This is a genomic window from Psychromonas sp. Urea-02u-13 (assembly GCF_002835995.1).
In the GTDB taxonomy this organism is placed as follows: Bacteria; Pseudomonadota; Gammaproteobacteria; order Enterobacterales; family Psychromonadaceae; genus Psychromonas.
Genome location: NZ_PJBZ01000113.1, coordinates 1 through 13,173, shown reverse-complemented (window position 1 = coordinate 13,173; position 13,173 = coordinate 1). Strand labels below are relative to the sequence as shown.

At 36.9% G+C, this 13,173-nt stretch carries 9 protein-coding genes and 1 pseudogene; all 10 read left to right on the top strand.

Going from position 1 to position 13,173, the window contains the following annotated elements:
• Positions 1 to 58: 58 nt before the first annotated feature.
• Positions 59 to 727, top strand: a pseudogene (locus CXF74_RS23030) (choice-of-anchor A family protein); the annotation flags it as partial.
• Positions 710 to 2,086 carry an FG-GAP repeat domain-containing protein gene (locus tag CXF74_RS19350; RefSeq protein ID WP_332870284.1) on the top strand — a complete coding sequence of 459 codons (1,377 nt, stop codon included), beginning with the start codon at positions 710 to 712 and terminating at the stop codon, positions 2,084 to 2,086. The pseudogene CXF74_RS23030 and the gene CXF74_RS19350, both read left to right, overlap by 18 nt.
• A 212-nt stretch (positions 2,087 to 2,298) precedes the next feature.
• Positions 2,299 to 4,509: a choice-of-anchor A family protein gene (locus CXF74_RS19345; RefSeq protein WP_198552927.1), complete on the top strand. Its 2,211-nt coding sequence runs from the start codon at positions 2,299 to 2,301 to the stop codon at positions 4,507 to 4,509.
• Positions 4,510 to 4,761: 252 nt separating this feature from the next.
• On the top strand, positions 4,762 to 5,928 hold the full coding sequence (locus CXF74_RS19335; RefSeq protein WP_101084173.1) for a nucleotide sugar dehydrogenase: 1,167 nt from the start codon (positions 4,762 to 4,764) through the stop codon (positions 5,926 to 5,928).
• Between the two features lie 319 nt (positions 5,929 to 6,247).
• Positions 6,248 to 7,648, top strand: coding sequence for an undecaprenyl-phosphate glucose phosphotransferase (locus tag CXF74_RS19330; protein ID WP_101084172.1), 1,401 nt, complete (start codon positions 6,248 to 6,250; stop codon positions 7,646 to 7,648).
• A gap of 125 nt (positions 7,649 to 7,773) precedes the next feature.
• Positions 7,774 to 8,961 carry an outer membrane beta-barrel protein gene (locus tag CXF74_RS19325; RefSeq protein WP_157822463.1) on the top strand — a complete coding sequence of 396 codons (1,188 nt, stop codon included), beginning with the start codon at positions 7,774 to 7,776 and terminating at the stop codon, positions 8,959 to 8,961.
• On the top strand, positions 8,958 to 9,482 hold the full coding sequence (locus CXF74_RS19320; protein ID WP_101084170.1) for a polysaccharide biosynthesis/export family protein: 525 nt from the start codon (positions 8,958 to 8,960) through the stop codon (positions 9,480 to 9,482). Before CXF74_RS19325 ends, CXF74_RS19320 begins: the two co-directional genes overlap by 4 nt.
• Positions 9,483 to 9,512: 30 nt before the next feature.
• The gene (locus CXF74_RS19315; protein ID WP_101084169.1) at positions 9,513 to 11,732 is read left to right on the top strand and encodes a GumC family protein; all 2,220 of its coding nucleotides are present in this window, start codon (positions 9,513 to 9,515) and stop codon (positions 11,730 to 11,732) included.
• A complete protein-coding gene (locus CXF74_RS19310; RefSeq protein ID WP_101084168.1) occupies positions 11,732 to 12,472 on the top strand; it encodes a tyrosine-protein phosphatase in 741 nt (246 codons plus the stop codon). Before CXF74_RS19315 ends, CXF74_RS19310 begins: the two co-directional genes overlap by 1 nt.
• Positions 12,469 to 13,146, top strand: a complete 678-nt coding sequence (locus CXF74_RS19305) for a VpsP family polysaccharide biosynthesis protein (RefSeq protein WP_101084167.1) — start codon at positions 12,469 to 12,471, stop codon at positions 13,144 to 13,146. Before CXF74_RS19310 ends, CXF74_RS19305 begins: the two co-directional genes overlap by 4 nt.
• Positions 13,147 to 13,173 lie beyond the last annotated feature (27 nt).

The window sequence follows — 13,173 nt, the reverse complement described above, 5'->3', positions numbered from 1 at the left end:
CCTTAGTCTTTGGTGACTTTACTTCTCCTCACTCCGCTAGTATGGGGCCGTTGGGGGTAATGCTAATCTAAATGGTTACAGCATTATGTCTGACGATGTGCTCTTTCCCAACAATGACTACTCGTTAATTGTTGGTGGAGAGCTTTCTTATCAAGGAGGCCGAATTTACCAAGGTAGTGCTGCCGTTACGGGTAATGTCGACAACGTCTCTGAAACGGTATATTTAGGGCTTGCTGATGGTGCGATGATTACTGGTTTAGCAACATTACCTATTGATTTTAATAATTTACAGCAAAGCAGTATTGATTATTCTGAAACCTTAAGCCAGTTACAAAACATAGGTACGGTTACTTTGCAGTGGGGGGGGATTTACCTTGATGGTGATTGCACAAGCGATATTCAGGTATTTAATCTTGATGGCTTTGAACTTGAAAAAGCACATACATTAGCACTTAGTTGCGTACCCGATGGTGCAACTGTGATTGTGAATGTCAGTGGTGATAAACCTAACTTTAAACCATTAAGTAATATTAGCCTTACTGACTTTACGCCATTTCGCCAACAAACCATATTTAATTTATATGAAGCAACTTCAGTGACTATTTCTGGTGTTGCGTTAGAAGGCATGGTGCTAGCACCTAAAGCGGATATCGATGCACCCTCTGGATCTTCTAATGTTGGTATTATTGCCAATAGTTGGAAAGGTTCAATGTATTTAGATTATCATCCTTTTAACGGTAAACTACCTGGCGAAAAAGAAGCTGAACTTATCAATGCAAAGGTTAAGTGGCGCTGGAACGCAAGTCCGTTTATGCCTGAGTATAATCAGATAATGATCACACCGGTTGTTGCTCAATTGAATGATGATAATAATGATGGTGTCATTAACGGATTAGATGTTGCGGATATTGTCGTCACAACCTATGCAGGAAAAGCTTATACAACACCAAGCATTGTGCGTGCATTGAGTGGAATTGATGGTGATGAATTGTGGGCCTATGAGACGACCCTATTAGCTGATCCACGTTTTTCTCCTGCAGTTGCAGATTTAGACGGCGATGGTATTGTTGAAGTGTTAGTTGTTGATGGAAGAGCGGGGCTGTTGCGCATAGCAAATCACAAAGGAGAGCAACAAAAATTAATAACACTGGTTGATAAATCAATTAGCAACATTAATATTGCTGATATTAATAATGATGGCATTGCTGAAATATTGGTGGGTAAAACCGTTGTTTCCGCTAATGGCGATCGCTTATTTTCACATTCTTGGTCTGCCGATTCAATTGCTTTCGACAGTAATAATGATGGACAGCAGGAAGTGTTAGCTGCGGGTTCTCTGTTTGATAAAAATGGTCAATTATTATGGGCATTCTCAGGAGCGGATACGCCTTGGTTTGCATCTATTGCAAATTTTGATGCTGATTTAGATCCTGAAATAGTAGTTTCTACCCCTGGGACCTTTGCAACAGAACACACTATTGCAATGTTAGAGCACAATGGTAATGTAAAATGGATAAAAGAAAATATTAAAAGTCACGGTGGCGGTGCACAAGCAGTGTCTAATTTCCTCGGTAAAAGCAAGCTTGGCATTGTATACGCTGGATATACCTCTGTTGATATGTTGGATGCAAATGGTGAGTTAGTATGGCAAGTGGCAATGGATGATGCAGGCAGTGGAAAGATTGGCTTAAGTGCATTTGATTTTAATGCAGATGGCCGCGATGAAGTTAGCATTCAAGATCATTTTAAAGTAGCCATTCTTGATGGTTTAACGGGTAAAGAAGTGTTTGTAGTGGCCAATTCAACTGGCTCTTTATGGGAGTACCCGATTGTCGTTGACTTAGAAGGGGATGATAATGCAGAGATGATTGTTGTTGCTAACGATCAAATTTATAATTACAAAATTAACCATGGTGTAACTGTTTACGAATCTGCTGATTTATCTGTACCTTGGAAAAATGCAACACGCATTTGGAATCAACATTCGTTCCATGTGACTAATATTGATCAAAATGGCCAAGTTCCTCTGCGTGAGAAGAATAGTTGGCTTGATAATAATAGTTATCGTTCAGCGACTTTAAAATGATTTTTAACTTATTTATAGCCGTTTCATTGAAGTCTTTTTTTTATGAATAAAAAAGTTGTTGATTATAATGTTGCTTAAGCAATCTAATACGTTAGATTGCTTTTTTGTCATTTAAATGTCACCTTTAACTGCGTAGCAAGTAAATGTCAAATACCTGTTTTTTTGTAGTTACTTTCGTTGTATTATCTCTTTTTTATAAAAGGGATACATGGATGAAAAAATTAATATCAGTCATTTCTTTAGCAAGTGTTTCGCTAACTGTTAATGCGCTACAAACGGATTATAGCGCGCTCGTATTTGGAAATTTCAATTCTAAATATTCGAACAGTAATGGACCTTTAGCGATTGCAAAGAACGCAAAATTAACGGGTTACAAGATTAGTAACTTAGCGAAGAATACTCTTCCTGAAGATAATTCACTCATCGTAGGTGGTGATTTAAAATATCAGCGTGGTGTTGTAAATCAAGGTAGTATTATTGTACAAGGTAGGATTGAAAAATTAAGTACTTCAGTTGAGAAAAACCTGCAAGTAGGGGCTTCAATTACAGATTACAGTACATTGCCAATAGACTTTAAAGTATTAGAAACTTTATATATAGAAACCTCTAAAAAATTAATTGACTTAGACTTAACTGGTTCGACTGAGTATAAGTGGGGAGCGATTCATCTTTCTGGTGACTGTGAGAATGATGTACAGGTCTTTTCAATTGATGGAACAAAACTTAAGAATGCTTACAAAGTAGATTTACAATGTGTTCCTGAAAATGCAACTATTGTCGTTAATATAGAGGGTGAAAAAAGTTCTTTTCAACTTAATTATGTAAATCTTAATGCTTTTGAAGCATATAGTGATAAAACAATTTTTAACTTTTCCCAAGCTGAAAATGTAAAAGTTGCGGGGAGCCTTCCTCTTTTATTACTTGCACCAAATGCAAATGTGATTGCATCTCAAGGTATATCGAAAACAGGTATTATTGCTAGAAAATTTAAAGGCTCAATTAAACTTCAATATCAGCCTTTCCAAGGCATACTTCCATGGGAAAAAGAAGCTCAACCTATTACTGCTCAAGTTAAGTGGAAATGGGATGCGCCTGACTTTATGCCTGAATTTAATCAAGTCATGATTACTCCTGTTGTCGCTCAACTTAATGATGATAATCTCGATGGTTTTATTAACAACCAGGATGTTGCAGACATTATTATTACTACTTACAAGGGTAAAGAATATACAACGCCAAGTATTGTGCGCGCGTTAAGTGGTATTGATGGGCAAGAACTCTGGAATTATGATTCAATTTTATTAGCTGACCCTCGCTTTAGTCCCGCAGTTGCGGATTTAGATGGTGATGGCATTATTGAAGTTTTAGTTGCTGATGGAAAAGAAGGGGTTTTACGAATTGCAAATAACAATGGTGTGACGCAGAAGGTTATTCCTCTTATCGATAAGTCTATTGGCAATATTACAATTTCCGATATTAATAATGATGGTATTGCTGAAATCCTTGTAGGAAAGTCAGTTATTGATGCTTCTGGTCAGTTACTTTTTTCACATAGTTGGTCTGCAGATTCAATTGCTTTTGATAGCAATAATAATGGCAAACAAGAAATCTTAGCCGCTGGCTCACTATTTGACTCTAATGGTCAATTGTTGTGGCAGTTTACTGGTCATGATACACCTTGGTTTTCATCTGTAGCGAATTTTGATACTGACCCTCAGCCTGAAATTGTTGTTTCAATCCCTGGTGTTTATGCAACGGAACATACTATTGCTTTACTTGAACACAATGGCAATGTGAAATGGCGAAAGGATGGTATTAAAAACCATGGTGGTGGAGCACAGGCAGTCTCAAATTTCTTAGGCAATAATAAACTTGGTATCGTCTATGCTGGTTATACTTCTGTCGACATGTTAGATGCTAATGGTGATCTTGTTTGGCAATATGCAATGGATGATATGGGTAGCGGTAAAATCGGTTTAAGCTCTTACGACTTTAACGATAATGGGCGCGATGAAGTCATTATTCAGGACCATTATAAAGTTGCTATTGTTGATGGCTTAACAGGCAAGGAGTTATATCAAGTACCTAATTCAACAGCGACGCTTTGGGAATACCCTATTGTTGTTGATTTAGAGGGGGATAACAATGCAGAAATGATTATTGTGTCAAACAATCAAGTCGGGGATTATAATATCAGTACAGGTGTTCTAGTTTACGAATCTGCAGATATTAATAAACCATGGGTAAATGCGACCCGTATTTGGAATCAACATTCTTTTCATATGACTAACATCAATCAAGATGGAACCATTCCTCGAATTGAAAAAAATAGTTGGTTAAACAACAATAGCTATCGTTCAAGTACGATAAAGAAGGGTAATGAGCCTGTTTATAAAAAAAATGGGGCAGTAATGACCGATTAGGTACTATGGGTGATATTTATTTATACGAGAATCCTTACAATGGAGACGATGAACTGTTTAAATTGTCTGGTTTAGGAAATGATAGTCGCTATTGGTATTTCCCTACGGACAAAACTGATAATAGGTTTTGGACATACATTTCTGATGTCAGTGAATAATATCTTGTAAAAAACATTATATTTGTATTGTAAATTATATAAAAAAAGGCTTCAATTGAAGCCTTTTTTGTTTCTAAATTTTAAAGGGCCGATTTTGAAAATTGCAATTGCAGGAACAGGTTACGTAGGTTTATCGAATGCAGTACTGTTAGCACAGCATAATGAAGTTGTTGCTGTTGATATTATCAAAGATAAAGTTGAACTGATTAATAATAAAAAATCCCCGATTTCTGATGTGGAAATAGAAGATTTCTTAAAAAATAAAAGTCTTAATTTAACGGCTACATTAGACGCTCATCTTGCCTACGAAAATGCAGATTTTGTTATTATCGCCACACCTACTGACTATGACCCTATCAATAACTATTTTAATACAAGCTCAGTAGAAGCGGTTATTAAGATTGTTATGGATATTAACCCAGATGCAGTAATGGTCATTAAATCGACAGTGCCGGTAGGTTATACAAAACGTATTGCTCAAGAATTGAATTGTTCAAACCTGCTCTTTTCACCTGAATTTTTAAGAGAAGGTCGTGCGTTATACGACAATTTGCATCCTTCGCGTATTATTGTTGGTGAGGTTTCTGAACGTGCTAAAGTATTTGCAAATTTACTTGCACAGGGCGCTCAAAAAGAAAATGTAGAAATGTTATTTACTAATTCAACAGAAGCTGAAGCCGTAAAATTATTTTCTAATACTTACCTTGCAATGCGTGTCGCTTACTTTAATGAACTTGATTCATACGCAGAATCTCACGGTTTAGATACTGAGCAAATTATCCGTGGAGTTGGTTTAGACCCACGTATTGGTAATCATTATAATAACCCTTCATTTGGTTATGGTGGTTATTGTTTACCAAAAGATACTAAGCAGTTACGTGCGAATTATCAAGATGTGCCTAACTGCTTGATTAATGCCATTGTTGACTCAAATTCAACGCGTAAAGACCATGTTGCAAATTCAATTTTAAAACGTGATCCTAAAGTCGTAGGCATATATCGTCTCATCATGAAAGCAGGCTCTGATAACTTCCGCGCCTCTAGTGTGCAGGGGATTATGAAACGTCTTAAAGCAAAAGGCGTTGAAGTTGTTGTTTATGAACCCGTTATGGAAGAAAATGAATTTTTCCATTCTAAGGTAATTAAAGACTTTAACGAATTTAAAAAGTTTTCCGACGTGATTGTTGCTAATCGTATGGTGCCTGAAATCATGGATGTAAGTGATAAAGTTTACACTCGTGATCTTTTTGGTAGCGATTAAGCTCTGTTAATGAAAATACTTTGCTTCACTTTAAAATGAGTGAAGCGAAGTGTTTTTTGCATTCAAAAGTATAATGCCCTCCCTTGCTATAGCCGTTTAAATAATTCAAAGTCTCTTTCTAATACCTTCCTTAAAAGTAAGAATATATTTTTCCACGATATAAATGTCTTATCTACCACTGTTCTTTATGTAATTATAAAAAAACACATACAAAATGATATAACTTAGTAAGTAAAAATATTGTCAAATAGAATGTACTTTGTTATTCTGCTCACACTTTCAAATTGCAATTTAATGCGTTAATAAATAAAGGGACTTCATGCCACAGCAAAGCTACGTTAAGGATAATATTAATCAATTTTCTGCTTTATACCGAATTGTTGATTTTATAATCATTCAGGCCGTATTACTTTTCTCCATAGCTGCATATTCAATTGAATTAAGCGATAGTTATATAGTGATAGGTTTAATTTCGTCCATCGCTTTTTTCCTTTTTGCCGAAAGCTTACAGTTATATCGTTCATGGAGAACGGGCTCTTCTTCTCGTCTTGCGTTATACACTTTTGTTAGTTGGGCTATTGCTGTTTTTGCAGTGGTGACTTATCTATTTTTTAGTAAAACAAGTGTTGAGTTATCTCGTCTAGTGATCGGGTTTTGGTTCATCGGCACTGCATTTTCTTTGGTTATATGGAGAATGCTATTTCGTTTATATCTATTCAAACGACGTCGTCAAGGCCTAAATACGCGTAAAGTTGCTGTATTTGGATTAACGACTTCAGGAGTACGTCTGGCGAATGAGTTTGTTAATCATCCTGAAACAGGTTTTACCTTAGATGCTTTTTTTGATGATCGTGAACCTGAACGTTTACCGGAAGAGTACCGAGAACACTTAAAAGGTGGGGTGAATTCGGGTGTTGAGCTTGCTCGAAAAGGAGCATTTGATGTCGTTTATATCGCATTACCTCTTGCAGCACAAAAACGTATTGAATCCATTTTACGAGAGCTAGGTGATACCACGGTTGACGTGCACTTAGTGCCGGATTTCTTCACTTTTAACTTATTACACGCTCGCTTAACCCATGTAGGTAATACGCAAACGATTAGTGTTTATGAGTCGCCTTTGAGTGGCCTTGCTTCACTTGCAAAGCGTATTGAAGATATGGTTGGATCTATCTTAATTCTTTGTGGTATTGCAATTCCGATGCTAGTTATTGCAATGCTTATTAAATTGGATTCTCGTGGTCCGGTATTTTTTAAACAGCTACGTTACGGCTTGGATGGCAAAGCGATTAAGGTTTGGAAGTTTCGTTCTATGACCGTAGCTGATAATGGTGCGGTTGTAAAACAAGCAACAAAAGGGGATGCGCGTATTACTAAGTTAGGCGCGGTTTTAAGGCGTACCTCCCTTGATGAGCTTCCTCAATTTATTAATGTCATACAGGGGAAGATGTCTATAGTTGGGCCTCGTCCACATGCAGTTGCTCATAATGAGGAATACCGCAATTTGGTTGACTTTTATATGTTACGCCACAAAGTAAAACCGGGGATTACTGGCTGGGCACAAATCAATGGCTGGCGCGGTGAAACAGATACACTTGATAAGATGGAAAAACGTATTGATTTTGATCTCGAATACATTCGTAACTGGTCAATTTTGTTCGACATTAAAATTATATTTTTAACCATATTCAAAGGCTTTATTAACAAGAATGCTTATTAATTTCACAATAATGGGTGCTTGTTAAACTATTAATCATAAAATAAGAGATCTTTTCAAAGATTCATATTTACTTAATAACAAACTGTTATTACTAATCTATTCAGTAAACATATTTAGGGATGAAAATGAAATTTTTACCTGCTGTATCAATTATTGCAATGAGTGTTTCAAGCGCTTTTGCACAAAACTTTGAACCGGCTCCTTACGAGCTAACCGATGGTTTTTCAATTATTCCACAAGTTACTGCTGGTGTTCGTTATGATGATAATATTTATAACGATGAATTTAATAGCACTAGTTCATCGATCTACATATTAAAACCGTCAATTAAGTTTGGTACAGATGACGGTATCAATCGTTACGGCGGTTTATATGAGCTAACTTCAGCAACATACTCCAAAGGTAGCGAAGATAATTTCTTAGACCATAATATTGCGCTGCTTGCTCATACTGAATTTAGTGCTAAACATCGTACAGACTTTAAATTCGGCTTTGCAAACTTGCATGAAGATAGAGGTGACGGATTAACGGAAACTAATCCTAACTTTTTCGCAGAGCCTCTAAAATACAATGCACTCACAGCGCGTGGTTATTATCAGTATGGTGGCTTAACTTCGTTGATGCGTATTGGTGGTGGTGTTGCTTACGGTAACAAAACCTACCAAAACTTTGTTGAACAAACAAAGTACAGTGATTCAAACGGTTTACGATTTTTTGCCGATGCTGATTACCAAGTCGGAGATGTCACTTTTTTAACTTTTGATCTTTTTTCTACTGATATTCAATATGATCATTTACGAGTAAACTCTGATTCTCGTGATAATGTCGATAGCCGTGCGCTCATTGGTTTGAAGTGGAAAGGTCTAGGTAAAACAACGGGTACGATGAAAGCCGGTTATCAATATAAAACCTTTGATAATGATAACCGAGAAAGCTTCTCTGGCAACACTGCTAATATTGGTTTAGCTTGGAAGCCCGTAGAGTACTCAACGTTTAATATTCATCTAAATCGCGATGCTGAAGATAGTGATACAGTCGGTGATTACATTGAGGTATTAGGTGCATCTATTGGTTGGGATCATAACTGGACAGAAAAATTAAACTCTAGTGTGCAGTTTATCTATAGCAATGAAGATTATATTGGAGCGTCACGTAGTGATGATACCAGTAATGCATTATTCTACGTTGATTATAGTTTTACACGTTGGTTAAAAGTGACTGCGGGTTATGAATTTACAACTAAAGATTCCACTGCTGCCAATATAAGTTACGACAAAAATGCTGCCAATATAGGTGTTGTGGTTGCTTTATGATGAAATATTTATTACTAATAATGTCTTTTTTTACCTCTATAGCCTTCTCGGCTACAGAGGTAAATAGCTATAATTTAGGCGCCGGGGACGAGATAAAAATACTGGTCTATGATGAGCCGGATTTAACGATTGAAATGACCATTAATGATAACGGGAAAATAAATTTTCCGTTTATTGGCCTAATTTCAGTCACCGGTAAAACGGCTCCTCAGGTACAAAAAATAATTCATGATGGTTTGCAAGGTGATTACCTTTTAAATCCTTCCGTACAGGTTGATATTGTTAGCTACCGTCCTTTTTATATTCATGGTGAAGTAAAAAAACCAGGTGCATACCCTTATAAACCCGGCTTAAATATAGATCAGGCCATTGCTCTTGCTGGCGGTTTAACCGAGCGAGCATCTGTATCAAAAATATTTATTAAGCAGTCACATAATGCAGCTAAAAAAAGTGACAATGTTAAGCTAACTTATTCGGTTTCACCTGGTGATATCATCACTATTGAACAGAGTTTTTTTTAGACAGTAGCAAGAAATGGATTCTACAAAATTATGCAGTTAGTTAATCAATCAAGTAACCCGCAAGAGCAAATTATCGACCTAAAGGTCTATTGGACTATCGTTATGAAGTCTAAATGGAAGATCGTTGGTTTTGCTTTTTTTACCACATTGTTAGTCGCGATTTTTGTTGCTGGACTAACCCCCATTTATCGATCAACAGCATCATTGTTAATTAAAGCGAATACTGAAAATACAGTCTCTATTGATACTGTTTATTCTTTAGATACTTCGCGCAAAGAATATTTTTTAACCCAGTTTGAGATATTGAAATCTCGAGCTGTGGCAGAACAAGTTATCGATAAACTTGATCTTGCTTATCATAAAGAATTTATGTCTGATGGAAAAGTAGGCTTATTATCTCAGCTCAAATCAACTATAAAATCTTTCTTGCCTATTGAAGATGTACGTACTCACGAAGAAGATGTTTTTGATGCGCGACGTGCGAAAGTTCAGTTAATTGGCGCGTTTCAGAAACGGTTGATTATTAGCCCCATTAGAAAAACGCAATTAGTTAATATCTCTTTTGAAGCAACGGATCCTAGGTTAGCAGCACTTGTTGCTAATACTGTTGCTGAAATCTACATAACACAAGAGATGTCAGGGCAATTAAACTCAACTAAAAAAGCTGCCGATTGGTTAAGAAATAGATTAGATGAACTGCGTTTTAATCTCGAGGCGTCGATAACAGATCTTCAAGCCTATCGTATAAAAGAAAACCTTATTGATATTAAGTCAAAAGGTGTTCGTAGTATTGCGAGTGATGAACTAGAAAGCTTAACGGAGAGTTACCTCAAAGCTAAGAAAGCCCGTTTCGAGGCTGAAACGATTTATCTTTTTGTTAGTAAGGTAGAAGGTAACGACATTGATTCATTAATGAGTTTACCTGAGATAAGCAATCACCCGCTTATTAAAGAGATAAAACGTGTTGAGATAGAAGCGCAAAAAAACCTCTCTGAGATGAGTTTTAGATACGGTAAAAAACACCCTAAATTAATCGCTGCTCGTGCGCAATTAACGGGTGTAAAACAACAGTTAACGCTGCAAGCTAACAAGTTGGTAAAAGGAATTGCTAAAGGGCTTAAAGCAGCTAAAGATAACGAGCGCCGGTTTGCGCAAGAGTTACGTAAAGAAAAGCAGAAGTTTCAAACGGTCACAAATAAAGAGCAGGGTTACTTAAAACTTAAACGTGAAGTTGATGCAAACAGAAATTTATATGAAACATTTCTAACACGTTATAAAGAGATGGCGATAACGACTGACTTAGAAGTACAACAAGCACGTATTATTGATGCCGCTGAAATACCGTTAATTCCGGCTAAGCCAAATAAGAAACTTCTTGTTATATTAGCATTTGTTGCTTCATTTGGTTTTGCGGTTGTTTTAACCTTTGTGCTTGACGCGCTTAATGACAGTTTTAGAACTGCCCAAGAAGTAGAATCAAAATTGGGGATGCGTTTACTTGGATTATTACCGCTAATAAAACTTAAACGTAAACAACAGTTACCAATGCATGCTTATTTCGATTCAAAAAATAAGGGCTTTGCTGAAGCAATCAGAACGTTGCGCACGGGGTTTGTTCTGTCACATTTAGATAATGATCATAAGGTTGTAGTTGTTACTTCATCTATTCCTGGCGAAGGTAAAACAACAACATCTTTAAATATTGCATTTGCGATGGCGCAGATGGAAAAAACCTTGTTGATTGAAGCTGATATGCGTCGTCCAAGCTTTACTCGAATTTTGAATTTACCACCTTATCAGGCAGGTTTATCAAACCTTATTTCAGGTACTGAAAAACTTGATGATCTAATCATACGTGATGACAAATCTGGCTTAGATGTCTTACCTGCTGGTTTCATCCCACCAAATCCGTTAGAGCTTCTATCAAACTCGAAGTTTGATGCGCTGATGTTGGTATTAAAAGATAAGTACGACCGTATTATTATTGATTCACCACCGACGCAAGCGGTGAGTGATGCACTTGTTTTAGCGAAGCAAGCAGACTCAGTTATTTATGTTGTCCGCTCTGAATCTACTAAGCAAGCAGTTGTTAAAAAAGGTTTATCTCGTTTACTTGAAATTGATGCAAAAATTGATGGCATTGTTTTAAACCGAGTCAATATTAAAAAAGGCGGGAAAGAGGGTTACCAAGGTTATTATGACTATTACGGTTATGGCCAAGAGAACCAGCCTGAGTCTAAGCCTAGTTAATGATTGATCTTCATAGTCATATTTTAGCGGGTATCGACGATGGCGCATCTACAGTAGATGATGCCATCGCACTCGTTAATCACTCTGCACTAAGCGGTGTCACTAAAGTGCTAGCCACACCGCACATTCATTTTGGTACTTTCGACAACGATCTCGCTAGCATTAAAAAAGCATTTGCAGAGTTAACGTTGAAATTCCAAAAAGAACAAATAAATACTGCTGTTGCTTATGCCGCCGAAGTTCGTATTTGCCCTGAAATTATATTACTTGCCAAAACTAAGCAACTTCCCTTTATGGGGGAATGGCAGGGATCTGATTTACTTTTAATCGAGTTCCCACATAGTCATATTCCACCGGGTAGTGAAAAGTTAATCGATTGGTTAATCAAAAATAATATTCAACCGATGATTGCTCACCCTGAGCGGAATCGAGATCTTTGGAAATTTCCTGAACTATTACGTCCCTTTAAACAAAGAGGGTGCTTATTACAAATCACGGCGGCTTCTTTACTGGGTGATTTTGGTGAACGATCAGAAAAACTAGCTTGGCAATTAATTGAAGCTCATGAGGCCACTATTGTTGCTTCCGATATGCACAATCTAACGCGTCGTCCTTGTAAGATGAAAGAAGCCTTTGAAGCAGTTGCAACGCGTTGTAGTCAAGCGATGGCTGAACGCTTATTTACTGATACGCCGGATTTAATTTTTAATTCAAACCCTACCATTTGGACATTAAAGTGAAGTTAACTCTTTTTCGCTATTTTTTGATTTTTACTTCGCTGGTTGTTGTTTTTTTTGCCGCTAAATATGCCATCGCTAATTTGAGTTATCTTAAAGTGGATAGTTATCTTGAGCGTTGGCAAGTTAATAAAGAAGTAAAACAAGCAGAGCTCGACGATGCACTTGAGTCGACAAATACAATGCTGAGTTTACATGGGCATTTCCCGCACTATTTAAATGTGGCAGCCAAAGTCTATGAGTGGCAAGCTTATGCGCATCGTAGCGACAGTTCAATTCAGCAAACGTCTTTACAGAAAGCACTTAGCTATTATCAGAAATCGACACAACTAAGAGAGCATTGGCCTCTAACGTGGATATTTATGGCGAATGTGAAAGCAAATTTAAGCGAGTTTGATGATGATTTTTATTTTTATATAAACCAAGCCATTAAATACGGACCTTATGCCCATGAAGTTAATCTTCAAGTTGCTAAGTTACAGTTGTTATATTGGGGGAAGTTGCCGAAGTTACCGACTAAAATAGGCTTAGAGCATATAAAACGTGCGTTGTTAAATAACCGAACTCGAATTGGCCTTCTTAATTATGCGAGAGATCTCGAACGTTCAGCGTTAGTCTGTACGGTAGCGCGTCTTAATAAAATAGAATCTGCACTACAAAATTACACCTGCCGGTGATAATTGCTATTAGTTGGGGTCAAGGCT

Coding starts and splice junctions, on each gene's coding strand:
- CXF74_RS19310 (WP_101084168.1), top strand. CDS start 11,732: ATGATTGATCTTCATAGTCATATTTTAGCGGGTATCGACGATGGCGCA.
- CXF74_RS19350 (WP_332870284.1), top strand. CDS start 710: ATGTATTTAGATTATCATCCTTTTAACGGTAAACTACCTGGCGAAAAA.
- CXF74_RS19320 (WP_101084170.1), top strand. CDS start 8,958: ATGATGAAATATTTATTACTAATAATGTCTTTTTTTACCTCTATAGCC.
- CXF74_RS19345 (WP_198552927.1), top strand. CDS start 2,299: ATGAAAAAATTAATATCAGTCATTTCTTTAGCAAGTGTTTCGCTAACT.
- CXF74_RS19330 (WP_101084172.1), top strand. CDS start 6,248: ATGCCACAGCAAAGCTACGTTAAGGATAATATTAATCAATTTTCTGCT.
- CXF74_RS19325 (WP_157822463.1), top strand. CDS start 7,774: ATGAAATTTTTACCTGCTGTATCAATTATTGCAATGAGTGTTTCAAGC.
- CXF74_RS19315 (WP_101084169.1), top strand. CDS start 9,513: ATGCAGTTAGTTAATCAATCAAGTAACCCGCAAGAGCAAATTATCGAC.